Origin of the sequence: Amycolatopsis sp. NPDC005961 (genome assembly GCF_040629235.1) — a bacterium.
GTDB lineage: Bacteria > Actinomycetota > Actinomycetes > Mycobacteriales > Pseudonocardiaceae > Amycolatopsis > Amycolatopsis camponoti.
The window spans coordinates 133178-156804 of the sequence record NZ_JBEXVF010000008.1 but is presented as its reverse complement, the minus strand read 5'-3'; the positions used below and the strand labels follow the sequence as shown (position 1 = coordinate 156804).

Here is a 23627-nt window from a genome sequence, read left to right as displayed (position 1 = left end):
AAACCGGCACTCAATCTGTCTAACAGCGTGGCGGCGCGGCGTCGCCGGGTAGTGCGAGTGGCTGCGATCGGCGGCGCCCAGCGGTCGATGACCGGTCGGTAGGCGGTCATCCGACTTCGGTCGAACGGTGCGGCCAACCGAGTGATCGCGAGGTGAGTGGCACTACCGTCCGCCCGCGCCCGACTACCGGCGGCAGGATTCGCCTTGGACACCCGACTAGCCCGTTCGGCGCAAACCCGGGAAAATCCACAGTGGACGCAGGCGCCTGAGCTGCGGTTGTCCGGTGTCACCCACACGGCGGTGACTTGCACCGCAGCGCTGTCGCGCGCCCGCGACTAAAGTTACCCGCCAGTTACTTAGTCGTCGCTGTGGAGGACCGATGCGCTCCCCGAAGGACTTCTTCGCCCCGCTCGCCCTGGGCGCGCCCGCCCCCGTGCGGGAGATCCCGGTGACGCCGTCCCGGATGATCCACTTCTTCGACCCGGGCAACGAGAAGATGGCGGCGAAGGTGCCGGACATCGCGAAGAAGGTCGACGTCCTGCTCGGGAACCTCGAGGACGCCGTGCGCGCCGACCGCAAGGAGGCCGCGCGCGCCGGGCTCGTCGCCATCGCCAAGGCCAACGACTTCGGCAAGACGCAGCTGTGGACCCGCGTCAACAGCCTGGATTCGCCGTGGGTGCTCGACGACCTGGTGACGCTCGTCACCGAGATCGGCGACAAGCTCGACGTGATCATGGTGCCGAAGGTCGAGGGCGCGCAGGACATCCACTACGTCGACCGGCTGCTGGCCCAGCTCGAAGCACGCGCCGGCCTGACGAAGCCGTTGCTGGTGCACGCGATCCTCGAGACGGCGAGCGGGGTGGCCAACGTCGAGGAGATCGCCGGCGCGAGCCCGCGCATGCAGGGCATCTCGCTCGGCCCGGCCGACCTGGCCGCGAGCCGGCGGATGAAGACGACGCGCGTCGGCGGCGGCCACCCCGGCTACCTGGTGCGCACCGACCCGACCGGCGACGACCTGACCGAAGGCCGGACGACCTACCAGCAGGACCTCTGGCACTACACGGTCGCGCGGATGGTGGACGCCTGCGCGATGCACGGGATCCTGCCGTACTACGGGCCGTTCGGGGACATCCGCGACGTCGTCGCGTGCGAGGACCAGTTCCGCAACGCGTTCCTGCTCGGCTGCGTCGGCGCGTGGAGCCTGCACCCGGTGCAGATCGACATCGCGAAGAAGGTGTTCTCGCCCGCACCGTCCGATGTGGCCTGGGCGCGGCGCGTCATCGCGGAAATGGGCGACGGCACCGGCGCCGTGATGATCGACGGGAAGATGCAGGACGACGCGTCGGTGAAGCAGTGCCGCGTGGTCGCCGAACTGGCCGACGCCCTCGCGGCGGACGACCCCGAACTCGCGGCGGCCTACGACGCCGCCACCAAGGAGGCCCTCGGATGACCGAGCTGAAGCCGAGACGCTCTGTTCTCTACATGCCCGGCGCGAACGAACGCGCGCTGGAGAAGGCCAAGACGATCCCCGCCGACGCGCTGATCCTCGACCTCGAGGACGCCGTCGCGCCGGACGCGAAGGAAGCCGCGCGCGAACGCGTGTGCGCCGCGGTGGGCAACTACGGTTCGCGCGAGGTGACGATCCGCGTCAACGGGCTCGACACCGAGTGGCACGACGCCGACCTGCGCGCGGCCGCGTCGGCCGGACCCGCCGCGGTGGTCGTGCCGAAGGTGAACTCGGCGGCCGAGGTGCACAACATCGAGCGGGCGCTGGAGCTCGGCGGAGCGCCGGCGCACACGAAGATCTGGGCGATGGTCGAGACGCCGGTCGCGATGCTGCACGCGGAGGAGATCGCGGCGGCGTCGGAGCGGCTGACCGTGCTGGTGATGGGCACGAACGACCTGGCCAAGGAGCTGCACGCCGAGTTCGTCCCGGGCCGCGGGCCGCTGCTCGGCGGGCTTTCGCTGTGCCTGCTCGCCGCACGCGCGACCGGCAAGGTGATCCTCGACGGCGTCTACAACGACGTGAAGGACCTCGAAGGGTTCGAGGCGGAGTGCCAGCAGGGCCGCCAGTACGGCTTCGACGGCAAGACGCTCATCCACCCCGGCCAGGTCGAGCCGTGCAACCGGATCTTCGCGCCGTCCGAAGAGGAGGTCGACCGGTCGCGCCGGATCATCGAGGCCTTCGAAGCGGCGCAGAAGGAAGGCCGTGGCGTGGTCACTGTGGACGGCCGGATGATCGAAAACCTGCACGTCGACAACGCCCGGCGGGTGCTGGCGCTGGCCGAGGCCGTCAAGAGCTGACGGCCCCGGCCCGACGGGTCACTTCGGCAGGTCGTCCGTCCATTCGCCACTGACCGCGAAGGTGTCGCCGTTCCCGTTCGTGACCGGTTTGCCGTCCGGGCCGATGAACACCGACGACCCGTCCACCTGGCCGGTCTTCGGGTCGACGACGAGACGGCCGCCACCCGGCAGCCGCACGCTCCGGTCGTCCAGCGGGCGCACGCCCGGGTACGCGGCGATCGCGCGGAAGGCCGCCGCCCGGACCGCCGGGGGCGACGGCACGACGGAGACCAGGTCGATCAGGGACTGGAGCACCGCCATGTCCAGCTGGCCCGCCGGGTAGTGGTTCCGCGTGAGCCCGTCCACGAGCCAGTTCCGCAGGGCCGCCGGGTCCGGGGGCAGCGTCAAGATCGTGCTGAGGGTGACGTCGTCGTCGCCGTTGATCCGGATGGGCCGGGCGCGGGGCAGGAGCCTGAGTTTGCCGTTGTGGTTCTCATCGCGGTACCACTCCTGCCCGTCGGTGGTGGTCCAGTACTCCCACGTCTGCTTGCCCACCTTCGTGGTCGTGTGCCAGTACTTGCCGGTGCCGACCTGGGTTCGCTCGGCGACCGTGGCCGCCGCCAGCAGGACCTGCGGCCCCAGGTAGACCGGTGCCACCGCCTGGGGAGGCGGCGCCTGGGGAGGCGGGGTGCCGGGCAGGGTCGCCACGACGACCGCGACCGCCGCCGCCGCGGCGACGAGACCGGCGCCGATCGCCAGCGGACGCACGCGCTTGCGGCGGCCGCCGAGCAGGTGGTTCTGCAGCCGGTGGCGGCTGCGGTCGACGACGTCCTGAGTGGGTTCGTCCGGCAGGAGGGTCGTGCGCAGGGTTTCGAGGTCATTCATCGGTGGCCTCCGGGGAGAGAACGGGGGCGAGCTTCTTGCGGGCGCGCGTCAGCCGGGAGCCGACCGTGCCCGGGGAGATGCCGAGGGCCTCGGCGACTTCCGCGTAACCGAGGTCGGCGAGGGCCACGAGCAGCAGGACGTCACGTTCGCCCGACGTCAGCCGGGACAACGCTTTTCCCAGCTGCCCGCTCATGACGACGCGGTTTTCGTGCCCCTCGACGGGCCGGGGCACCTCGATCCGCGCGAGCGCGCGGTAGTGGCGGGCTTCCTTGCGGCGGTGGCGCGACACGAGGTTCGTCGCGATGCCGAACAGCCACGCCCGCACCTCGCCGCGGCCGGCGTCGAACGTCTTCCGCCGGTCGTAGGCGACGAGGAACGTCTCGGCGGCGACGTCCTCCGCGGTCTGGGCGCCGAGCCGTCCCGCCACGTACCGGTAGACGGCCGGGAAGTACCGGTCGTGCACCTCGGTGAACGGCTCGACGCCGGTCACCGGGGTTGCCTCTGTCATGCGGTTCCTCCCCTTCGGCGGCAGCTTCACCACCACTTCGCCGCAGGACCGGAACTTCTTCCCTATCCGATCGGCCAGGGGCGCTGCGGCTCGCGAAGGCCTTCGTACGCGGCAGCCGCGCGCAGGACGCCCAGGTCGTCGAAGCGTCGGCCGGTCAGCTGGAGGCCGATCGGACGGCCGTCGTCGGTGTACCCGCAGTTCACCGACACCGACGGCTGGCCGGACATGTTGTACGGCACCGTGAACGCGATGTGCTCGAACGGTCTCGCCGGGTCGTTCGTCGGGGACGCCCACTCCGCGGGCGGCGCCGCGACCGGGCACGTCGGCGACAGGACGATGTCGTACGCCGACGTCGCGCGCAGGGCGGCCACGCTGATCGCGTCGATCTGGGCGAAGCCGCGGTAGACGTCCACCCCGGACAGCTCCGCGCCGCCCGCGGCCCAGTCGGCGATGTACGGCAGGACCTTCGCGCGCCGCTCCGGCGGCAGCGCCGCCATGTCCGACCAGGCGCGCGTGCGCCAGAAGACGTCGAGGCCGCTGAGCATCTCGCGCGTGAGGAACGGCCCGACCGGCTCGACGAGCGCACCCGCGGCTTCGAACGCCCGGGCCGCCGCGGTGACGGCGTCGCGGGTCGCCGGGTCGACGGGGAGGCCGACGCCGGGGTCGAGGTGCAGGCCGACGCGCAGGCCCGCCACCGAGGAGTCCAGCGAGGACCAGTCGAAGTCGTGCGGCGGCAGGCTGAGGTGGTCGCGCGCGTCGGGCGCGGACAGCACGCTCATCAGCAACGCCGTGTCGGCGACCGTGCGGGTCATCGGGCCGGCGACGCGCCCGAGGAACGGCGGGTCGACCGGCACGCGGCCGAAGCTCGGCTTCAGCCCGACCAGGCCGCACCAGCCCGCGGGCAGCCGGATCGAGCCGCCGATGTCGGTGCCGACGTGCAGCGGTCCGTAGCCCGCGGCGCCCGCCGCGCCCGCACCCGCGCTCGACCCGCCCGGCGACGCCGACGTCCGCCACGGGTTCCGCGCCGTCTCGTGGAAGCTCGACAAGCCGGACGTCAGCATCCCGTAGTCCGGCATGGTCGTCTTGGCCAGCAGGACACCGCCGGACTCGCGGACGCGTGCGGCCGCCGGCGCGTCCTCGGCGGCCGGGACCAGCGCGGTGGCCGCCGTGCCCAGCGGTACCGGCGTGCCGCGGGTCGCGATGTTCTCCTTGAGCGTCAGCGGGACGCCGTCGATCGGGCCCAGCGGCTCGTCGGACGCCCAGCGCGCTTCGGACGCCTTCGCGTCTTCGAGAGCGCCCGAAGGGTCGTACGCGTACAACGCGTGCAACTCAGGCTCTCGCGCCTCGATGCGCGCGATGACGGCTTCGGTCACCTCTACTGGCGAGAGCGTCTTCGCGCGGTACTGCGCGACGAGCTCGACGGCGGTCAGGTCGGGCAACTCGGGCATGGACGCTCCTCAGGAGGCGGGCGGTTCGAAGCGGCCGTCGACGGCGGTCCAGCCGCCGTCGACCGCGAGCACGGAGCCGGTCACGAACGACGAAGCGTCCGAAGCGAGGTACACGACGGCGCCGGCCAACTCGTCCGGACGCGCCCAGCGCCCCAACGCGCCCTTCGTCGCGTACGCGTCGTACCACTCGGGGTTCGCCTTGATCTGCGCGGTCAGCGGGGTCTCGACGACGCCGGGGGCGATCGCGTTGACCCGCACCCCGGCCGGGCCGAACTCCGCCGCGGCCGTCCGGAACAGCTGGACGAGCCCGGCTTTCGTCGCCGCGTAGGGGCCCTGACCGGGCTCGACGGTCGTCCCGCGGATCGACGAGAAGCCGATGATGCTCCCCCGCCCCCGCGCGACCATGTCGGCGCCGAAGACGCGGACGACCTCGAAGCTGACGCCCAGGTTCAGCGCGATGACGCGGTCGAACTCCTCCCGCGTGTAGTCCAGCAAACGTTTGCGGACGTTGGTCGCGGCGGTCAGCACGACGATGTCCTGCGGGCCGAGGTCCGTCGCCGCGCGGTCGATCGCGCCGGGCGCCAGGAGGTCGATCTCGTACGCCTCGCCGACGCCGGCCTCGCGCGCGGCCTCGACGTCCCGGTCCGCGCACACGACGTCGGCGCCGTGCGCGGCCAGGGCTCGCGCGGCTTCGCGGCCGATGCCGCCGGCGCCCAGCACGACGGCCCGCCGGCCGTCCAGGCGGAACAGGTTTTCGTAGCTCACGGGCGCAGCACCGCCATCCTCGTCACGGTCAGCTCCTCGACGGCGAACCGCGGCCCCTCCCGGCCGATGCCGGAGTCCTTCACGCCGCCGTACGGCATGGTGTCCGAGCGGAAGCCGGGCACCTCGTTGACGATGACGCCGCCGACCTCCAGCTCGTCCAAAGCCCGGAACGCCGTGTTCAGGGACTTGCTGTAGACGCTGGCGTGGAGGCCGTAGCGGGAGGCGTTCACCGCGGCGAACGCTTCGTCCACATCGGACACCGTGCGCACGCAGACGACCGGGCCGAAGATCTCCTCGTCCCAGGCCTCGACACCGTCCGGGACGTCGAGCAGGACGGTCGGCCGCAGCACGGTGCCGTCGACGCCACCGCCGACCTGGCGAGCGCCGGACTTCTCGATCCACGCGGCGACGCGGTCGGTGGACGCGGGGTCGATCAGCGCGGACACCCGGGTCTTCTCGTCGCGAGGATCGCCGACGACGACCTCGTCGAGGCGGGCCAGCAGCCGTTCGGTGAACGCCGAAGCGACCGACGCGACGACCAGCACCCGCTGCACCGAAATGCACGCCTGGCCGGACGCGTAGAACCCGCCGCGCAGCACGGCGTCGGCCGCGGCGTCCAGGTCGGCATCGTCCGCGACGACCAAAGCCGCGTTCGAACCCAGTTCCAGCAGCGTCTTCGTCGGGGCGGCGTCCCGCGCGATGCGGTGGCCGACCGCGGCCGAGCCGGTGAAGGACACCGCGCCGATCCGGCGGTCGGTCGTCAGCGCCGCGCCGACGGACGCGTCCCCGGTGACCAGCTGGACCATCGCCGGAAGCGGCGCGAGCTGCCGGACCAGGTGCACCAGCCAGAGCGTGGCCAGCGGGGTCTGCGGCGCCGGCTTGACGATCACCGGGCAGCCCGCGGCGATGGCGGGCGCGATCTTGTGCGACGCCAGCAGCAGCGGGTAGTTGAAGCCCGCGATGCCGACGACGACCCCGATCGGCTTGCGCTTCCAGAACCCGACCAGGCCGTCGCCGGAAGGCAGGAGGTCCAGCGGCACGGTCTCGCCGTGCAGCCGGGAGACCTCCTCGGCGGCGGCTTCCCACGTGACGATCGTGCGCGCGACCTCGACGCGGCAGTCGACCAGCGGCTTGCCGGTCTCGAGGACGAGCAGGTTCTCGAACTCCGCACGGCGCTCAGCCAAAGCCGCAGCGACGTCGTTGAGCAGCGTGCGACGAGTCCGCGAAGGCAGCGAAGCCACTTCGCGCGCGACGGCGACAGCCTCGTCGACCGCGCGTCGAGCCAGCTCCGGCGTCCCGACGGGTGCGGTGCCGACGACGCTCCCGTCGTAGGGGAAAACGATTTCTCCGACGTCCACAGTGGACATCCAGCCCGCGCCGACCGGCAGGCCGTCCGGGTACTCAGTCATCGTCACCTCCGCTCAGCCGGGCCAGTTCCGCGCGCAGGTTCGGCGCGGCGGCCAGCAGTTCCCGGGTGTACTCGTGCTGCGGCGCGTCGTAGACCTGCGCCACGTCACCCAGCTCGACGATCTCGCCGCGGCGCATCACCGCGACCCGGTCGCACACGTGCCGGACGACGCCGAGGTCGTGCGACACGAAGATCAGCGTCAGCGCGAACTGCTCCACCAGCGACGCGAGCAGGTCGAGGATCTGGCCCCGCACGGAGACGTCGAGCGCGCTGACCGGCTCGTCGGCGATCAGCACGCTCGGGTTCGGCGCCAGCGCGCGGGCGATCGAGATCCGCTGCCGCTGACCGCCGGAGAACTGGTGCGGGTATCGCTGGGCGGCGTCGGCGGGCAGACCGACCGCCGCGAGCAGCTCGGCCACCCGATCCGGCTCCCGGTGTCCCAGTGGCTCGGAGATGATGTCCCGCACGCGCATCCGCGGGTCGAGCGAACCCATCGGATCCTGGAAGACGATCTGCAGCTCCGACCGCAGGAAGCCCAGGCGGCGTTCCGGCAGGTTGTCGATCCGGCGACCTTGGAAGGACACCGTGCCGGCGGTCGGCTTGTCGAGCGCGGCCAGCAGCCGGACCAGCGTCGACTTGCCCGAGCCGGACTCGCCGACGATGCCGAACCGCTGCCCCGCCTCGACGTCGAAGCTGACGCCGCGCAGCGCGTGGACGTCCCGCCGGACGTAGCGGCGTTCGAGGTCGCGGACTTCGATGATCGTCATCGCCGGGCCTCCAGGTCCGAGGCGTCCAGGAGCTTGCGCGTGTACTCGTGCTTCGGCGATGTCAGTACTTCGCGCGTCGAGCCCGCTTCGACGATCTCGCCGTCCAGCATCACGAGCACGCGCTCGCACACCGACGCGACCACCGCGAGGTCGTGCGTGATGAACAGCAACGCGCTCTCGGCGGGCAACGACGTCTTGATGAGCGACAGGATCTGGGCCTGCACGGTGACGTCGAGGGCGGTCGTCGGCTCGTCGCAGATCAGCAGCGACGGCTCGTTGGCCAGCGCCATCGCGAGGACGACCCGCTGCCGCTGGCCGCCGGACAGCTGGTGCGGGTACGCGCGGGCCGTGCCGGCCAGGCCCACCGAGGCGAGCAGGTCTTCGGCGCGGTGGCGGCGGCCATGGATCCGGCCGGGCTCGGTGACCTGGCGGCCGACGCGCATGGCCGGGTTCAACGCCGTCATCGGCTCCTGGAACACCATGGCCAGCTCGTCGCCGCGCAGCCGGGACAGGTCCTTTTCGGACATTCCGAGCAACTCGCGGCCGCCGAGCCGGATCGAGCCCGACGGGCGCAGCTCCTCGGGCAGCAAGCCCATGATCGACAACGCCGTCAACGACTTCCCCGACCCGGACTCCCCGATCAGGCCGACGCGCTCACCGGCGCCGATCTCGAAGGAGACGTCGCGAACGAGCGAAGAAACGGTGAGACCCGACACCGAGAACGTCATACCTTCGCCGCCAATCGGGGGTCCAGGCGGTCGCGCAGGCCGTCGCCGAGGAGGTTGAAGCCGAGCACGGCCACCGCGATCGCGATGCCCGGCACCAGCGCCAGCCGCGGCTGGATCGTCAGAAGTTCTTGGGACTCCTGCAGCATCCGGCCCCACGACGGCGTCGGCGGCCGCGTGCCGAAGCCGAGGAACGACAACGCCGCTTCGGCGAGCACGGCGATCGCGAACGACACCGACGCCTGCACGATCAGCAGTCCCGAGATGTTCGGCAGCACGTGCCGCGCGGCGATGGTCAGCCGCGACCGGCCGCCGGCGCGCGCGGCGAGCACGAACTCGGTGCTCATCACCTGCAGCGTGCCGGACCGGGCGATCCGCGCGAACGACGGGATGGTCGCGATGCCGATCGCGACCATCGCGGTCAGCGTGTCCGCCCCGAACACCGCGCCGAACATGATCGCCAGCAGCAGCGCCGGGAACGCCAGCACGAGATCGTTGACGCGCATGACGAACTCGGCGAGCCACCGCGGGGACATTCCCGCGAGGATCCCCAGCGGCGTACCGATGACCGCCGCGATTCCGACGGCGACCACACCGACGTACAGCGTGGTCCGCGCGCCGACCATGATCTGGCTGAGCAGGTCCCGCCCGAACTTGTCCGTGCCGAAGAGGTTCGAGCCGCCGAAGCCCAGCAGCCGGTGCGCCGCGTCGACCTTCACCGGGTCGAACGGCGTCCAGAAGAACGACAGCACCGCGGCCAGCACCACCAGGCCGACGAGCACCCCGCCGATGACCAGATTGCGCATCACGAACCTCGCAATCGCGGGTCGAGCACGGTGTAGAGGACGTCGACGACGAAGTTGACCAGCAGCACGCCGACGACCAGCACGAGCACGATCCCCTGCACGGTCAGCAAGTCACGCGACGAGACGGCGTCCAGCAGCATCGAGCCCAGACCGGGCAGCACGAACACGCGCTCGACGACGACCGCTCCGATCAGCAGCGTCGCCAGCTGGAGACCGAGCACGGTCACCACGGGCACCGACGCGTTCCGCAAGCCGTGACGCACCAGCGCCTGCCCGGGCCGGAGCCCCTTCGACCGCGCGGTGCGCAGGTAGTCCTGGCCCAGCGTGTCCAGCACCGCCGACCGCACGTACCGCGTGAGCACCGCGCCCTGCACCAGGCCCAGCGACAACGCCGGGAGGATCAGCCCGCGGAAGAACTCGCCGAAGTCCTGGTCCGGCGGCGTCCACCCGCCCGACGGCAGCCAGCGCAGCTGCACGGCGAAGATCTGCACGAGGATGATCCCGGCGAGGAACGCGGGGATCGCGACGCCGATCTGCGACAGCCCGGAAACGCCCGCGCCGGCCGCTTTCCGGTGCTTCACCGCGGCGAACGTGCCCGCCGGGATCGCGATCACCAGCGCCACCAGCATCCCCGCGCCGACCAGCCAGAGCGTGACGCCGAGACGGTCGAGCAGCTGCGGGCCGATGGCGTCCCGGGTGACGTACGAACGGCCGAAGTCGCCGTGCAGCACCCCACCGATCCAGTCGAAGTACTGCGTGACCAGCGGGCGGTCGATGCCGAACTCGGCGCGGGTCTTGGCCAGCAGCTCCGGCGTCGCGTTGACGCCGAGCGCGACCTGCGCCGGATCGCCCGGCAGGACGGCCATGAACAGGAACACGATGATCGACGCGACCAGCAAGCTGACCACGAAGATCGCCACCCGGCGCAGCACCCTGGCCGTCATCGCGGTGCCAGTCCGGTGAGGTCGAAGGACTCGCTGACCTGGTTCTGGACGAACCCGCCGACCTTGGCCTTCGCGACGATGACGTTGGGGAAGAGGAACAGCCAGTCCGCGGCGGCGTCGGTGTTGAGCTGCCGCGCCACCTGCTTCATGTCCGCGACCTGCTGCTCCGGCGTCCCGCTGTCGGCCTCGGCGAGCAGCTGCTGGACGCGCTTGCTGTCGTAACCCCAGTAGTACTTCGGCTTCCCGAACGTCGTGATGTCACGGGCCTCGACGTGCTGGATGATCGACAGGTCGTAGTCGTGATCGGTGAACACCTGCTTCAGCCACACCGCCGGGAAGTCGAGCGGCTCGATCGACGTCCGCACGCCGACGTCGGCCAGCTGCGACTGGACGACCTGCGCGGCCGACACCGCGTACGGCAGGTTCGGGATCCGCAGCCGCAGGTTCAGGTTCGTCGCGCCCGCCTCGGTCAGCAGCGCCTCCGCCTTCGCCGGATCGAACGGATAGACCCCGGAAAGGTCCTCGTACCAGGGATCGGTCGGCGGGACCATGCTGCCGATCAACGTCCCGCGGCCCGCCCACGCCGTGTCCAGCAACGCCTTCCGGTCGATCGCGTACGTCAGCGCCTGGCGCACGCGGACGTCGTTCAGCGGCGCCCGCGCGTTGTTCATCGCGAGCGTGACCTCGCTGTTCGACGTGCCCTGGACGACCTGGAACCGGTCGTCCGCCTGGAACTGCGGGATCGAGTCCGGCGCGGTGATCGCCGAGATGACGTCGATGCCGTTGCTGTAAAGCGCGTTGTTGAGCGCGGTCGGGTCCTTGATGTACTTCAGCACAACTGTCCGATACGCCGGTTCCCGGCCCCAGTACGCGGGATTCGCCTTCAGCACCACGGAGTCGCCGCGCTTGCGAGCGGCCACGACGTACGGCCCGGTCCCGACCGGCTTGTTCGCCAGGTCCGCCACACCCGTCGGGCTGAACATCGCGCCGAGCCGGCTGGTGAGGCTGAACAGCCAGCCGTTGGACGGCTTCGACAGCACGACCCGCGCGTGGTCCGGCGCGACGACGTCGACGTGGTCGACGACGTCCATCGTGGACTTGATCGAGATCGTCCAGGCGGTCTTCACGCGCAGCAGCGAGAACTTGACGTCCTCGGCGGTGAACGGCGCGCCGTTGCTGAACTTCACGCCCGGCCGCAGCAGGAAGTCGTAGGTCTTCCGGTCCGGGCTGATCGTCCACGACTTCGCGAGCAGCGGCACGACCTTGCCCTGCGCGTCGAGCTTCACCAGGCCTTCGTAGACGTTGTAGAGCAACGCCTGCGGGATCGCGGCACCGTCGGTCTTGGTGAAGTCGAAGTTCGCCGGCTCCGCCGTGAAGCCCACCGAAAGCGTGTCCGGACCAGCGGAAACACTCGCCGAAGAGCCGGCCGAGCAACCGGACACCACGAGCAGCAGCACCGCTGCCAACACGTGAAGTCGGGCTTTCATTCGGCCTCCAGGGCTGTAACAACCGGGACTTCGCCCCGGGCCGGGGGCTCCGCCACCCGGACCCCCGAAAAAGTTAGTACACTGGTCTGACCAGTAGCCTGCACGCGACGGACGTCGAGGTCAAGGGATGCGGTTCGAACCGGTGGCTCCGGTCCGCGCGTACGAGCGGGTCGTCGAGCAGATCGAGCAGGCCGTGGTCAGCGGCGCGCTCAAGCCGGGGGAACGCCTGCCGAGCGAGCGCGAGCTGATGATCCAGTTCGGCGTCGGCCGCTCGACGGTCCGGGAAGCCCTGCGCGTTCTGCAGGCCGCCGAAATGATCCGGTCGCGCCCCGGCGACCCGCGCGGGCCCGAGGTGCTGGCCGCGTCCCCCGCCGCGTTGCACCGCTCGATGCACCGGCTCGCGCGCGCCGAGCACGTCGGGCTCGCCGAGCTGCTGCAGTTCCGGATGATCCTCGACGGCTCGGCCCACCTGCTCGCCGCCGAGCTGCGCACCGACGACGACCTGGCCGGCCTCGACACGGCGCTGCAAGCGATGCGCGAAGGCGTCTCGCACGGCTATGCCGAGTTCAGCCGCGCCGACGTCGCGTTCCACGAAGTCATCGCGCGGATCTCGCGCAATCCCCTGCTGGTGGTCAGCGAAGAAGTCGTTCGCGGAGTCGTGCTGGAGCTGATCGAGGACAAGCTGGAGCACGCCAGCAACCGGACGTCGCTGATGCGTGCCTGGCTCGCCCACCACGCCGAGGTGCTCGGCGCGATCCGCGCGGCCGACGGCGCCGGTGCGGCCCACCTGGCCAAACAGGCGTTGTACGACAACTACGCCGAACACGTGCCTGCCGCACAACGGCCGCTGCTCGCGCCGTTGCTGCGGTCCTAGACTGCGCGGAATGGCCGGTACGAAACGAGACGGGGTCGGGCTCGCGCTGTCCGGCGGCGGTTATCGCGCGATGCTCTTCCACGCCGGCGCGCTCTGGCGGCTCAACGAACTCGGCTGGCTGCCCAAGCTGACCACCGTCTCCAGCGTGTCCGGCGGTTCGATCGCGGCCGGGGTGCTCGCGCACGCGTGGCACAAGCTGTACTTCGGCGACGACGGCATCGCGGAGAACTTCGGCAAGGAAGTCGTGCAGCCACTGCGGAAACTGGCGCGCACCAACCTCGACGTCCCGGTGACGCTGAAGGCCATGGTGATGCCGTGGCGCAGTGCCGGCGAAGAACTGGCCCGCCGCTACGCGAAGCACCTCTTCGGCGACTGCCGCCTCGCGGACCTCGACCCGGCCGGGCCGAACTTCGTGTTCACCGCGACCAGCCTGCAGGACGGCTCGCTGTGGTGGTTCTTCCGGCAGCCCGGCCCGCACGGCCAGGTCCCGCTGGCGACGGCGGTGGCCGCGTCGTCGGCCTTCCCGCCGCTGCTTTCGCCGGTCGTGATCCCGGATCCGCACCGGCCGGACCGCAAGATCGTGCTCAGCGACGCCGGCGTGTACGACAACCTCGGCCTCGACCCGATCGAGAACCAGCGCGCGACCGTCCTCGTCAGCGACGCCGGCAAGAAGATGAAGCACGAGGAGCGGCCGAAGCACAACTGGCCGATGCAGCTGTTCCGCGTGCTGACCGTGATGGACAACCAGGTCCGCGAGCTGCGCACCGGCTCGCTGCTGAAGTCCTACGAGGACAAGCAGTTCGCCGGCACGTACTGGGCGACCTACAGCGACATCACGCACTTCGAGCTGCCGGACGCGCTGCCGGCGCCCATCGGACGGACCCGCGAGCTGGCCGAGACGAAGACGCGGCTGACCAGGATGTCCGAGCGGACGCAGGACAACCTGATCAACTGGGGCTATGCGGTCTGCGACGCCGGCATGCGGCGCTGGGTGTGCCCGGACTCGACGTCGATGCCGGAGTTCCCGTACCCCGGCTCAGGCGTTGGCTAGGTTCGCGTAGACGACGATGTTGTCCTGGTAACTGTGCTCGGCGTGGTCGAACGCGCCACCGCAGGTGATCAGGCGCAGCTCGGGCTTGTCGCTGTTGCCGTAGACGGCTTCCTTCGGGAACGTGTCCTTCGGAACCTGCGTGACGCGGTCGACGACGAACTTCAGCTTCTTGCCGTCGCTGCGGTCGATGTCGACCTCGTCGCCGGGCACGAGGTCCTTGAGCTTGTAGAAGATGCCGGGCTTCTTGTCGCCGTCGACGTGCCCGAGCACGATCGCCGGGCCGACGTCCCCGGGCACCGGCGACAGCTTGTACCAGGCGGCCTGCATCGGCTGGTGCACCGACGGGACGGAGATCGAGCCGTCGGTCTTGACCGCGACGGCGAGCAGGCTGGACTCGGCGCCGATCTTGGGGATCTTCACCGAGGTCGGCCGGAGTCCCTTGAACGGCGCGGTCACCGGCACCGAGGCGGGAACGGGAGCTGGCGCCGCACGGGGAGGCGCCGGGGTGCTGCACGCGGCCAGCGTCAGGACGAGCGCGACGGCCGCGCCCGCCCGGCGGAGCGTCACCTGGCTGTTCCGCCGAAGCCCGTCTCGACCCCGCCCTTGGGCGCGACCTTGACCTGGGCCTTCGGAGCGGCGTTGCCGGCCGCGGTGGTGGTCGTCGTCGCGGTCGTGGTGGAGGTCGCCGTGGTGACCGGCGCGGTGCTCGACGGGACCGTGGTGCTGGTCGGCGTGCCGCTGGTGCTGGTCGGCGGCACCTCCGGCTGCTCGAAGTCGACGATTCCTTCGCCCTCGACGCCGTCGCAGGTCCAGCTGAACTTGCCGGTGGTCGTGCCGGCCGGCAGTTCGGTGACGCGCACGGTGTAGTTCCAGATTCGGCCGTCGGACTCGTCCTGGTCCGGGCCGCCGGTGACGCTCAGGTACTGGGTCGACACGTTGCCGACGTGGCCGGCCGCGCAGTTGATGACCAGCACGCCTTCGCCGCCGACGCCGACGAAGCCGTGCCCGGTGTTGTCCGGGAAGTTGTCCTCCGGCGGCGTCGACGTCGAGGTCGTCGTCTCCGGGGTGGTGGTCTTCGTGACCTCGGTCGTCGGGTCCGACGCGGTCGTCCCGGTGGTCGTGACCGGGGTGGACGATGCAGTGGTGGTCTCCGTTGTGGACGGAGCCGTCGTCTCGGAGGTGGCGGTCGTCGTCTCCGTCGTCGACGGCGCGGTGGTGTCCGTCTCCTGCGCCAGTGCGGCCGGCGTGGCGGCGAAGGTGACCAGCGCACCCGCGAAAACGACCCCGGCGACGCGGCTCAGCGTTCTACCCACGATGACTCCCAACAGCGGTGACCTGCGATGCCGCGACTATCGACGATTTGTCGACCCGCGTTACTCCGCTAACGCGCTGTTCAGGTCCCGCCACAGGTCGTCAGGGTCTTCCAGGCCGACGCTGAACCGGATCAACCCGGCCGGCACGCGCTCCTCGCCCGGGAGCCACGCCCGCCGTTCGACCAGGCTTTCGACGCCGCCGAGGCTCGTCGCCGGGACGATCAGCCGGGTCGACGCGCAGAAGCGGTCGGCGGCCTCGGCGCCGTCCAGCTCGAAGGCGACCATCATCCCGAAGCCCGGGTAGCGCACCCGCGTCACCGCGGGGTGCTCGTCGAGGCGCGACGCCAGCAGCGCGGCGGTGCGGGACTGCTCGGCCAGCCGGACCGGCATGGTCCGCAGGCCGCGCAGCGCGAGCCAGGCTTCGAGCGCGCCCGGCGTCGAGCCGACGCGGGTCCGCGCGCCCTTCAGCTCGGCAGCGACCTCGGGATCCTTGGCGACGGTGATGCCCAGCAGCAGGTCGCTGTGCCCGCCGATCAGCTTGGTCGCGCTGTGCACGACGACATCGGCGCCCAGCTCGAGCGGCCGCTGCTGCAACGGCGTCGCGAAGGTGTTGTCGACGACGACCCGGCCGCGCGCGGCGGCGGCGATGGTCTCGATGTCCATCACGTCGAGCGTCGGGTTGGTCGGCGACTCGAGCCAGACCAGGTCGGACGTCGCGGCCTCGGCGACCCACGCCGCGGTGTCGGTCGGCTCGAGCTCGGTGACGGCGAGCTTGCCGAGCTTCTGCGCGTGCGCGAGCACCCCGCGCGTCACGGCGTAGCTGAACGTCGGCACCACCACCCGCGACCCGACCGGCAGCAGGTCCAGCACGGCGGACAGCGTCGCGACGCCGGACGCGAACGCCGTCGCGTGGCCGCCTTCGAGCGCCCCGACGGCTTCTTCGAGCGCGTGCCAGGTCGGCGTCCCGTCGCCGCGCGCGTAGACGGCATCGCCCCCGGCCCGGTAGGTGCTGGTGGCGACGAGCGGGGTGTTCAGCGGCTCGCCGGGGCCGTGCGGCCGGCCGGCGGCGATGGCCTTGGTGCGGGGCGTCCAGTCGTCCATGCGATCACGGTATCCGCAGGTCATGCCCCGGTCACTGTGACGAAGACGGCCGGCCCGCCCCCGCGTCCGGGGGCGAGCCGGCCTGGCTCCTTCAGTGGGCGAAGACCTCGAACTCGTAGAGCGAGTACCCGTACTTCGTCCCGCGTTGGACGCCTTGCAGCTTCACGAACCTGGCCTGGGCCGGCGCGAAGGACAAGTTGTCCTGCCCGCCGTCCCCGTCCGTGACGACCGCCGCGTCCGTCCAGTTCACCGCATCCGGTGAGGTCTGGATCTTGTAGCTCTTGCCGTAGGCGGATTCCCAGCTGAGCCCGACCCGAGAGACCTGCTGCACCGAACCGAGGTCGACGGTGATCGCCTGGTCGTCGCTCCAGTCGCTGGCCCAGCGGGTCGAGGCGTTCCCGTCGATCGCGTTCGCCGCCGGGGACGGGTAGAAGCCGGTCTCGGCGCTGGTGGCGCTGACCGTCTTGCCCGGTGCGAGGTTCGCGATGTTGTCGCCGCGGTGCGCGGTGTACTCGACGACCTGCTGGAACGTCGGGCGGTTCTGCCAGCTGATCTTGTCCTGCGTGATGCCGCCCAGCGGGTTGTGCACGATCGTGTCGGCACACCACTGGTCGCCCGCAGAGCAGTTCGCGTCACCGGGGTAGACGGTGTTCGCGGCCTGGCCCGCGGCGGTGGTCAGCGAGTCGACGAGCGCCTGGCGGCACGTGGTGACGTTGCCGCCGCCGCAGAACGTGCTGGCCAGCGGGCCGGCCACCGGCTGGCCGAGCACCTGCCGGATGTCCTTGCTGACGTAACCCCACCAGCCGAACTGGAACGACGAGCCCTTGTGCGGCTGGCCGGTGTGCTGGCCGTTGCCGTTCTGGAAGCCGGACGGGCTTTCGTTGATGCCCAGCACGCCCGTCATCGCGTTGTAGGCGTTGTCGCCCATGCTCGGCTTGAACTCCGCCTGGACCAGCAGCGGCCACCACGCGTCGAAGATCCGGATCGCGTCGGCGTCGGTGTAGGCCTTGCTGCCCGCCGAAGTCTCCTTGCGCTGCTGACCGTGCGTGAGCCACGTCTTGAGCTTCGCTTCGGCGTCGGCCGCCGCACCGGTGGTCGGCGTCTTGTCGAGCACCTGCAGCAGCAGCGGCAGGACGCGCTCGGCACGCAGGTCGGACAGCGCGGCGTCCTCCATCGCCTGGGTCAGGTTGACCCGGGTGACCTTGGTGCCGCTGGAGATCAGCTTCTTGACGCGCGAGTCGAGCAGGTCGACGCGGTGCACGGCGGACTTGTCCGCGCCCGCCGCCGCGTAGCCGTTGGCCTGCGCGTTGTTCCAGCTGACGTAGTAGTCCTGGTTGACCGACTGCGGGTGCTGCGACGCCGGGGTGTAGTTCGCGACGTTGCCGTTCGGGTTCCAGCCGGTCCAGTCGTGCCCCTGGTCACCCCACACCGGCATGTTCGGGTCCACATTGGACTGCCGGGCCGGGTTCGCGCCGGAGTTGAAGTACGCGATGTCCTTCGAGTCGGCGTAGAACCAGTTGAACGTGAAGTTGATGTCGGCCGCGGCCTTCTGGAAGTCCGCCGCGGACTTGACGAAGCCCGGGTCGTTCAGCTCCTGGAAGCCGATCAGCGAGTCGGCCTCGTGGAAGAGCGAGGACCGCAGCTGCGCGTACGCCACGGGCTTGCCGCCGACCGTCGCCCGGCTGGCCACCGGGCCGTACTTCGTGCGGTAGGCCCGCAGGGTGTACGAGCCGGCCGCGGTGCCGTCGGCGACCGTCGGGCTCCAGGAGTCCTTGACCTCCACGGTGTCCATCGGCACGCACTGGCCCTGGTAGGTGTAGTAGTTCGAGTCCTTCGTCGGCGCCTTGCCGCTCGGGTCGCACAGGGTGAGCGCGTAGGTGTCGATGATGTCCTGCGCCGACGTCGTCGCGCTCCACGAGTAGTCCTGGCCGCGGCCCAGCAGCACGTACATGCTCAGCCCGGCGAAGGCCGCGCCGCGGGCGCTGATGCCCGGGCCCTGCAGCTCCTGCAGCAGGAGCAGCTGCGGGGCGAAGTACCCGGTCTGCGGGCCGAATACGGCGACCGGGTGGCCGCTGGCGGTCTTCGAGCCGGACACGACCAGCGCGTTCGACATGCCGTGCTTGTCGGTCAGCATGTCGCCCGGCAGCACGCCGTTTTCGAACATGCCGCGGGCGGGCTCCTGCGCGGCCGGGGCCGGGACGTCCACAGTGGACGGCGTCGCGGTCGACGCCGAGCCGGTCTGGTCGAACACCAGCTGCTGCGGGGTCACCGACCCCTTGTCCGGCAGGGCCTGCCCGACCGGGTTGGCCGGGGTCTTGCCGTACGGGAACGTCTGCCCGTCGTGCAGCGTCTTGACGGCCTCGGGGTCGTCCTCGGACCGCAGGCTCTGCCAGACCTTCTCGCCCTGCACGGCGCCGTACTGCTCCTGCAGCGCCAGCTTCGCGACGGCGTTCTGCACCTCGCCACCGCCGCCGGCGCCGAACTCGGCCCCGACCAGCGAGGCGAGCGCGACCAGGTCGGTCAGCTTGAACGGGTCGATGGTGCCGGCGTTGGTGATCGCGTCGACGTGCCCGGTGAGGACGTACTCGCCCGGGAAGTAGCGGCCGTTGTGGGAGTCGGTGATGTACTTGTTGATCCCGTCGACGTACGCCTGCGCGTCGGCGAGGCCCTGTGCGCCACGCGGGCCGCTCGCGGCGACGTTGTCGATCTGCTTCTGCAGTTCGGCTTCGGTGTAGGGCGCGTTCGCGAAGAAGCTCTGCTCCAGCTCGCGGTTGGCCTGGGCGCCGCCGGCGAACGACGTCACCTGGCCGCGGGCGGCGTGGCGCAGGACGTCCATCAGCCACAGCCGGTCCTGCCCGGCCGCGTAGCCGGCGCCGAACTCGGTCCCGGCCCGCGTGGTGCCGGTGATGTGCGGGACGCCGAGGGCCTTGTCGCGCACGATCGTCACGTCGGAGCGCGGCTGGATCGTGCTGGCGACCTGGTCGGCGGCGACGCCGAACGACGAGTCGTTGAAGTACTGGTTGATCGCCCCGGTGGTCAGCGTCTGGTAGCCGCCGGCCAGCGAGGAGTACTTGCCGAGCTGGTCGGCCGCGTGCGCCGGCCGGGTGCCGAGCACCTTGTGCGCCAGGATCTCCGCGAGGGTGGCGCTGCCGTTTTCGCCGGGCGGCAGGATGTCGCTGCACTGCCCGCCGCAGTAGTCGTTGGGCGCGGCGGCCGCTTCGGCGGCCGGAGCGGTGACAGCGACCTGGGTGAGCCCGGCGACCAAGCCCGCCAAAGCCGTCAAGGTCAAGGTGCGGATGCCGCGTCGCATCAGGGCTCCCTCGGTCAAGGAGAGTGACGAAGCGCACGCTACCCACCAGTAGGACAAGTGTGAAGACTTTTCGCGTTTTTCAGCCCTTGGACGTAGTCCGTTCGGCGCAGCCTCGCGCGCGTGGGTACGGTGAGTGCCATGACCTTGGAAAAGCCCCAGATCGACCGCCCCGAGGGCAACCCTCCGGCCGACCTCGAGATCACCGACATCACGGTCGGTGACGGCGCGGAGGCCACGCCCGGCAAGGCCGTCACCGTGCACTACGTCGGCGTCTCGCACTCGACGGGCGAAGAGTTCGACGCGTCCTGGAACCGCGGCGAGCCGCTGCGCTTCGGCCTCGGCGCCGGCCAGGTCATCTCCGGCTGGGACCAGGGCGTCGCGGGCATGAAGATCGGCGGCCGCCGCAAGCTCGTCATCCCGCCCCACCTGGGCTACGGCGACCGCGGCGCGGGCGGCGTCATCAAGCCGGGCGAGACCCTCATCTTCGTCGTCGACCTGGTCGGCGTTAACTGACGCATACCCGGCAAACCGGTCTCGGCGCACGCGCTGGGGCCGGTTTTTTGCTCCAAGCAGCGCCTTTCCGGCTCGTGGACCGCGGCTACCCTCGAAAGTGATCACCGGCCTTCGACCGCCGGTGCAGGACAAGGGGGATCCACCGATGCGCGTCCGCGCTGTGTTCTCTGCTGCCCTTTTGACGCTGGCCGCCGGTCTCGCCACCGCGGGACCGGCTTCGGCCGTGGCCAACGGCTCCGACGTCCCGGCCGGGACGTTCCAGTTCGCCGCGAAGCTGACGATGACGAACATCCCGAAGCCCGACGGCACGAAGTACAACAGCGCGTGCTCCGGTGCGCTGATCGCCGCGAAGTGGATCATCACCGCGGGCCACTGCTTCCACGACGCCAACCGCAACCGCGTCTCCGGGCCGGTGCCGTACCCGACTTCGGTGCTGCTCGGCACGGTCGACCAGAGCACGCCGGGCGTGACGCGCAACGTCGTCACGGTGTACCAGGCGAGTGCCAACGACATCGCGATCGCGACGCTCGACGCGGACGTCACCGGCATCACGCCGCTGACGGTCAACCGGGTCACGCCGTCGGTGGGCCAGTCGCTGACGCTTGCCGGCTGGGGCAGTCTCACCGCGACCAATCCGACGCCGTCGACGAAGCTGCAGCAGGGCACCGTCACGGTCGGGCAGGTCGCCGCCTCGACGCTCGGCGTGCGGGGTGTCGCCCCGACGACGACCACCAGTGCCTGCGTGTACGACTCGGGTGCGCCGTACTTCGTCGCGGGCGGGTCCGGCGGGCAGCTGGTGTCCGTCGAGTCGACCGGGCCGGACTGCCCGCACAACCAGCTCGAAACCACTTCCCGGGTGGACGTCGTCGCGGACTGGATCGCTTCGCACGTCGGCTGACCTCCGTTCGGGCGTCACCCGGCCGCGCTGTCGGGTGACGCCCGGCCAGGGAATTCCCCGGGCCCGGCGGCGGCCCTAACGTCGAACGTCGATCACCGACTCGACGAAGGGGAAAGATGCGCCTGCGCGCTCTGCTCGCCGCTGTTGTCCTGACCATCACCGCCACCCCTGCCGCCTTGGCCGCGCCAGGGGTCGCCCACGGCTCGGACGTCCCGCCGGGCCGGTTCGGGTTCGTCGCGAAGCTCGCGATGACGAAGATCCCGCGCCCCGACGGCTCGACGTACGGCAGCTACTGCACGGGCGCCCTGATCGCCCCGGCCTGGATCCTGACGACCGGCCACTGCTTCCACGACGCGAACCGCAACCGCGTCTCCGGCAAGACCCCGTACCCCACGACGGCGACGCTGGGCCTGGTCGACGAAGCCACGGAATCCGGGGTGGCCCGCAAGGTGACCGAGGTGGTCCAGGCCAAAGAGAGCGACGTGGCCCTGATCAAGCTCGACACCCCGGTGACCACGGTCCAGCCCCTGACGGTGAACCACGCCGTCCCGACGGTCGGGCAGCAGCTGACCCTGGCGGGCTGGGGCAGCCTGACGGGCACGAACCCCAAGCCGGCAGCCCGCATGCAGCAGGGCACGGTGGCGGTGGCGAAGGTGGACCCGACCACCCTGGGCGTCCGCGGCGCGGCCCCGGAGATCACCACGAGCGCTTGCACGTACGACTCGGGAGCCCCGTACTTCACCGGAACCGAACTGGTCGCGCTGGAGGCGACCGGCCCGGGCTGCCCCCACGCGGGCGTCGAAACAACGAGCCGAGCCGACATCCTGGCACCCTGGATCACCAAAACAACGTCCTGATACACCCCGAACTCCGCCGTGAGCGAACACCACGCAGAGCCAAACGGGTGATATTCCCCACCAGACCCGACCACGCTGGAAGGTGAGACGAGGCACCGTGGGGGTCCGGGGGCTCGGCCCCCGGGAGAAACAAGGACAACGGGAAAGGCCCCGGTCGCGCTAGCGACCGGGGCCTTGAACAGCGTGGGCGAGGAGGGAGTTGAACCCTCACGTCCTTTCGGACACACGGACCTGAACCGTGCGCGTCTGCCATTCCGCCACTCGCCCGAGTGCTTCTCTCTGACAGCGAAGAGAAGACTAGCAGGTCGTTTGAACGGGTTTCACCGGGGGCCGTGTCGAGGCGGGCTCACCCGGATAGGATCGATAGCGGAAGCACACGTGTGAGGAGGTTTTCCCCGGTGAGCCGCGTCGAGCGTTTTGACAGACGCCTCGAGAACCTGGTGGGGAACACTTTCGCGCGCATGTTCGGTGGCAACGTCGTCACGCAGGAAGTGGCGATCGCCCTGGAACGGGAGAGTGAGGAGAACGTTCGTGAGCTGGCAGGCGGTCGACAGCTCGCCCCCAATCACTACATCGTGTCCCTGGGGGCAGCTGACCACGAGCGCATGGCCGGTGACGAGCAACGGGTCACCCAGGTGCTGGCCAAGGCGGTGGCGGAACACCTCGCCGCCGAGGGCCTGGACACCTATGGTGACGTCGTCGTATCACTCGAGCGCAACGAGGCGCTGCATACTGGACAGTTCAAGACCCGTTCGTCCGTCGATCCCGACGCCCGCCCCTCAGGCGCCGGTTCACCGCGGTCGGCACGACCCAGCAACGCAGGAGACCCAGCAATGAGCCAGCCCCCCGGCTACGGCCAATACGACCAGGGTGACCCGTACGGCCAGCAGGGCCAATACGGCTACGGACAGCAGGGTGGCCAGCAGCCCGGGTACGACCAGGGTTATGGCCAGCAGCAGCAGGGCGGCTACGACCAGTACGGCCAGCCGCAGCAGGGTGGGGCCTACGACCAGGGTTACGCCCAGCAGCAGGGTGGTTACGACCAGGGTGGTTACGCCCAGCCCCAGCAGGGCGGCTACGAACAGGGCGGCTACGCCCAGCCCCAGGGCGGTGGCTACGACCAGGGCGGCTACGCCCAGCCCCAGCAAGGTGGCTACGACCAGGGCGGCTACCAGCAGGGCGGGTACGACCAGTACGCCGGCCAGCAGCAGCCCGGGTACGACCAGTACGGCGGCCAGCAGCAGGGCGGCTACGACCAGTACGGCCAGCAGCAGGCGTACGGCCAGCCCGCCGGCGACCCGTACGGCCAGCAGCAGGGTGGCTACGCCCCGCCCGCGCCCGGCCGGCAGCTCGCGGCGAGCCTGCAGCTCGACGACGGCTCGAACCGGACGTACTCGCTCAAGCAGGGCGGGAACGTCGTGGGTCGCGGCCAGGACGCCGACTTCCGCCTCCCGGACACCGGCGTCTCGCGCCGGCACCTGGAGATCACCTGGGACGGCCAGAGCGCGACGCTCGCCGACATCGGCTCGACCAACGGAACGACCGTGAACGGCACTCCGGTCCAGACCTGGCAGCTCGCGGACGGCGACGTCATCCGGGTGGGGCACTCCTCACTCGTGTTCCGTACGCAGGGCTGACTGGGGGCACGGAATACTGTTCCCGCAGAATTGACGTGCGGGGGGAC

22 protein-coding genes and 1 tRNA gene are annotated in these 23627 nt (G+C 70.6%); 8 read left to right on the top strand and 15 right to left on the bottom strand.

Going from position 1 to position 23627, the window contains the following annotated elements:
* Positions 1–379: 379 nt before the first annotated feature.
* Positions 380–1450: a CoA ester lyase gene (locus ABZ342_RS10115; RefSeq protein ID WP_360470964.1), complete on the top strand. Its 1071-nt coding sequence runs from the start codon at positions 380–382 to the stop codon at positions 1448–1450.
* The gene (locus ABZ342_RS10110; RefSeq protein ID WP_360470961.1) at positions 1447–2304 is read left to right on the top strand and encodes a CoA ester lyase; all 858 of its coding nucleotides are present in this window, start codon (positions 1447–1449) and stop codon (positions 2302–2304) included. Before ABZ342_RS10115 ends, ABZ342_RS10110 begins: the two co-directional genes overlap by 4 nt.
* A gap of 18 nt (positions 2305–2322) precedes the next feature.
* On the opposite strand, the gene ABZ342_RS10105 is transcribed toward ABZ342_RS10110, so the two are convergent.
* From ABZ342_RS10105 to ABZ342_RS10060, 10 genes are all read right to left on the bottom strand, one after another.
* Positions 2323–3168 (bottom strand): CU044_5270 family protein, encoded by an 846-nt coding sequence (locus ABZ342_RS10105; protein ID WP_360470958.1) that lies wholly within the window; start codon positions 3166–3168, stop codon positions 2323–2325.
* On the bottom strand, positions 3161–3676 hold the full coding sequence (locus tag ABZ342_RS10100) for a sigma-70 family RNA polymerase sigma factor (RefSeq protein WP_360470955.1): 516 nt from the start codon (positions 3674–3676) through the stop codon (positions 3161–3163). Before ABZ342_RS10100 ends, ABZ342_RS10105 begins: the two co-directional genes overlap by 8 nt.
* 62 nt (positions 3677–3738) lie before the next feature.
* On the bottom strand, positions 3739–5124 hold the full coding sequence (locus ABZ342_RS10095) for an amidase (protein ID WP_360470952.1): 1386 nt from the start codon (positions 5122–5124) through the stop codon (positions 3739–3741).
* Between the two features lie 9 nt (positions 5125–5133).
* On the bottom strand, positions 5134–5889 hold the full coding sequence (locus ABZ342_RS10090) for an SDR family oxidoreductase (RefSeq protein ID WP_155548354.1): 756 nt from the start codon (positions 5887–5889) through the stop codon (positions 5134–5136).
* Positions 5886–7298, bottom strand: a complete 1413-nt coding sequence (locus ABZ342_RS10085) for an aldehyde dehydrogenase family protein (RefSeq protein WP_360470949.1) — start codon at positions 7296–7298, stop codon at positions 5886–5888. Before ABZ342_RS10085 ends, ABZ342_RS10090 begins: the two co-directional genes overlap by 4 nt.
* Positions 7291–8064: an ATP-binding cassette domain-containing protein gene (locus ABZ342_RS10080; protein WP_360470946.1), complete on the bottom strand. Its 774-nt coding sequence runs from the start codon at positions 8062–8064 to the stop codon at positions 7291–7293. The genes ABZ342_RS10085 and ABZ342_RS10080 overlap by 8 nt, the downstream gene beginning before the upstream one ends.
* Positions 8061–8792, bottom strand: coding sequence for an ABC transporter ATP-binding protein (locus tag ABZ342_RS10075; RefSeq protein WP_360470944.1), 732 nt, complete (start codon positions 8790–8792; stop codon positions 8061–8063). Before ABZ342_RS10075 ends, ABZ342_RS10080 begins: the two co-directional genes overlap by 4 nt.
* Complete coding sequence (locus ABZ342_RS10070) at positions 8789–9595, bottom strand: ABC transporter permease (protein ID WP_360470942.1); 807 nt, start codon at positions 9593–9595, stop codon at positions 8789–8791. Before ABZ342_RS10070 ends, ABZ342_RS10075 begins: the two co-directional genes overlap by 4 nt.
* Positions 9595–10539: an ABC transporter permease gene (locus ABZ342_RS10065; RefSeq protein ID WP_360470941.1), complete on the bottom strand. Its 945-nt coding sequence runs from the start codon at positions 10537–10539 to the stop codon at positions 9595–9597. The genes ABZ342_RS10070 and ABZ342_RS10065 overlap by 1 nt, the downstream gene beginning before the upstream one ends.
* A complete protein-coding gene (locus ABZ342_RS10060; RefSeq protein WP_360470939.1) occupies positions 10536–12026 on the bottom strand; it encodes an ABC transporter substrate-binding protein in 1491 nt (496 codons plus the stop codon). The genes ABZ342_RS10065 and ABZ342_RS10060 overlap by 4 nt, the downstream gene beginning before the upstream one ends.
* A 127-nt stretch (positions 12027–12153) precedes the next feature.
* Here ABZ342_RS10060 and ABZ342_RS10055 point away from each other — a divergent pair, with 127 nt between their 5' ends.
* Both ABZ342_RS10055 and ABZ342_RS10050 read left to right on the top strand, forming a co-directional pair.
* Entirely contained in the window at positions 12154–12900 is a 747-nt protein-coding gene (locus ABZ342_RS10055; RefSeq protein WP_360470936.1) for a GntR family transcriptional regulator, read from the top strand.
* Positions 12901–12910: 10 nt separating this feature from the next.
* Entirely contained in the window at positions 12911–13951 is a 1041-nt protein-coding gene (locus ABZ342_RS10050) for a patatin-like phospholipase family protein (protein ID WP_360470933.1), read from the top strand.
* Here the strand turns inward: ABZ342_RS10050 and ABZ342_RS10045 are convergent.
* The 4 genes from ABZ342_RS10045 to ABZ342_RS10030 form a co-directional block, all read right to left on the bottom strand.
* Positions 13937–14518, bottom strand: coding sequence for a class F sortase (locus ABZ342_RS10045; RefSeq protein WP_360470931.1), 582 nt, complete (start codon positions 14516–14518; stop codon positions 13937–13939). The two genes, ABZ342_RS10050 and ABZ342_RS10045, sit on opposite strands and share 15 nt — an antisense overlap.
* Positions 14515–15264: a hypothetical protein gene (locus ABZ342_RS10040; RefSeq protein WP_360470928.1), complete on the bottom strand. Its 750-nt coding sequence runs from the start codon at positions 15262–15264 to the stop codon at positions 14515–14517. The genes ABZ342_RS10045 and ABZ342_RS10040 overlap by 4 nt, the downstream gene beginning before the upstream one ends.
* Positions 15265–15324: 60 nt before the next feature.
* Positions 15325–16365 carry a PLP-dependent transferase gene (locus ABZ342_RS10035; RefSeq protein WP_360470926.1) on the bottom strand — a complete coding sequence of 347 codons (1041 nt, stop codon included), beginning with the start codon at positions 16363–16365 and terminating at the stop codon, positions 15325–15327.
* 91 nt (positions 16366–16456) lie between these two features.
* The gene (locus ABZ342_RS10030; protein WP_360470923.1) at positions 16457–19675 is read right to left on the bottom strand and encodes a penicillin acylase family protein; all 3219 of its coding nucleotides are present in this window, start codon (positions 19673–19675) and stop codon (positions 16457–16459) included.
* Between the two features lie 138 nt (positions 19676–19813).
* On the opposite strand from ABZ342_RS10030, the gene ABZ342_RS10025 reads away from it, so the two are divergent.
* The 3 genes from ABZ342_RS10025 (at position 19814) to ABZ342_RS10015 (ending at position 21943) form a co-directional block, all read left to right on the top strand.
* Positions 19814–20188 carry an FKBP-type peptidyl-prolyl cis-trans isomerase gene (locus ABZ342_RS10025; protein ID WP_155548343.1) on the top strand — a complete coding sequence of 125 codons (375 nt, stop codon included), beginning with the start codon at positions 19814–19816 and terminating at the stop codon, positions 20186–20188.
* 145 nt (positions 20189–20333) lie between these two features.
* Positions 20334–21086, top strand: a complete 753-nt coding sequence (locus ABZ342_RS10020) for a trypsin-like serine protease (protein ID WP_360470921.1) — start codon at positions 20334–20336, stop codon at positions 21084–21086.
* A 116-nt stretch (positions 21087–21202) separates the two neighbouring features.
* Complete coding sequence (locus ABZ342_RS10015; RefSeq protein WP_360470918.1) at positions 21203–21943, top strand: trypsin-like serine protease; 741 nt, start codon at positions 21203–21205, stop codon at positions 21941–21943.
* A gap of 184 nt (positions 21944–22127) precedes the next feature.
* On the opposite strand, the gene ABZ342_RS10010 is transcribed toward ABZ342_RS10015, so the two are convergent.
* Positions 22128–22210: transfer RNA gene (locus tag ABZ342_RS10010), tRNA-Leu, on the bottom strand.
* Positions 22211–22341: 131 nt separating this feature from the next.
* Here ABZ342_RS10010 and ABZ342_RS10005 point away from each other — a divergent pair.
* Entirely contained in the window at positions 22342–23580 is a 1239-nt protein-coding gene (locus ABZ342_RS10005) for a DUF3662 and FHA domain-containing protein (protein WP_360470915.1), read from the top strand.
* The last annotated feature ends 47 nt before the right edge of the window (positions 23581–23627 follow it).

Excerpts from the sequence above, each read along its gene's own strand:
- ABZ342_RS10115 (WP_360470964.1), top strand. The coding sequence starts at position 380 with ATGCGCTCCCCGAAGGACTTCTTCGCCCCGCTCGCCCTGGGCGCGCCC.
- ABZ342_RS10110 (WP_360470961.1), top strand. The coding sequence starts at position 1,447 with ATGACCGAGCTGAAGCCGAGACGCTCTGTTCTCTACATGCCCGGCGCG.
- ABZ342_RS10105 (WP_360470958.1), bottom strand. The coding sequence starts at position 3,168 with ATGAATGACCTCGAAACCCTGCGCACGACCCTCCTGCCGGACGAACCC.
- ABZ342_RS10100 (WP_360470955.1), bottom strand. The coding sequence starts at position 3,676 with ATGACAGAGGCAACCCCGGTGACCGGCGTCGAGCCGTTCACCGAGGTG.
- ABZ342_RS10095 (WP_360470952.1), bottom strand. The coding sequence starts at position 5,124 with ATGCCCGAGTTGCCCGACCTGACCGCCGTCGAGCTCGTCGCGCAGTAC.
- ABZ342_RS10085 (WP_360470949.1), bottom strand. The coding sequence starts at position 7,298 with ATGACTGAGTACCCGGACGGCCTGCCGGTCGGCGCGGGCTGGATGTCC.
- ABZ342_RS10080 (WP_360470946.1), bottom strand. The coding sequence starts at position 8,064 with ATGACGATCATCGAAGTCCGCGACCTCGAACGCCGCTACGTCCGGCGG.
- ABZ342_RS10075 (WP_360470944.1), bottom strand. The coding sequence starts at position 8,792 with ATGACGTTCTCGGTGTCGGGTCTCACCGTTTCTTCGCTCGTTCGCGAC.
- ABZ342_RS10070 (WP_360470942.1), bottom strand. The coding sequence starts at position 9,595 with ATGCGCAATCTGGTCATCGGCGGGGTGCTCGTCGGCCTGGTGGTGCTG.
- ABZ342_RS10065 (WP_360470941.1), bottom strand. The coding sequence starts at position 10,539 with ATGACGGCCAGGGTGCTGCGCCGGGTGGCGATCTTCGTGGTCAGCTTG.
- ABZ342_RS10060 (WP_360470939.1), bottom strand. The coding sequence starts at position 12,026 with ATGAAAGCCCGACTTCACGTGTTGGCAGCGGTGCTGCTGCTCGTGGTG.
- ABZ342_RS10055 (WP_360470936.1), top strand. The coding sequence starts at position 12,154 with ATGCGGTTCGAACCGGTGGCTCCGGTCCGCGCGTACGAGCGGGTCGTC.
- ABZ342_RS10050 (WP_360470933.1), top strand. The coding sequence starts at position 12,911 with ATGGCCGGTACGAAACGAGACGGGGTCGGGCTCGCGCTGTCCGGCGGC.
- ABZ342_RS10035 (WP_360470926.1), bottom strand. The coding sequence starts at position 16,365 with ATGGACGACTGGACGCCCCGCACCAAGGCCATCGCCGCCGGCCGGCCG.
- ABZ342_RS10030 (WP_360470923.1), bottom strand. The coding sequence starts at position 19,675 with ATGCGACGCGGCATCCGCACCTTGACCTTGACGGCTTTGGCGGGCTTG.
- ABZ342_RS10025 (WP_155548343.1), top strand. The coding sequence starts at position 19,814 with ATGACCTTGGAAAAGCCCCAGATCGACCGCCCCGAGGGCAACCCTCCG.
- ABZ342_RS10020 (WP_360470921.1), top strand. The coding sequence starts at position 20,334 with ATGCGCGTCCGCGCTGTGTTCTCTGCTGCCCTTTTGACGCTGGCCGCC.
- ABZ342_RS10015 (WP_360470918.1), top strand. The coding sequence starts at position 21,203 with ATGCGCCTGCGCGCTCTGCTCGCCGCTGTTGTCCTGACCATCACCGCC.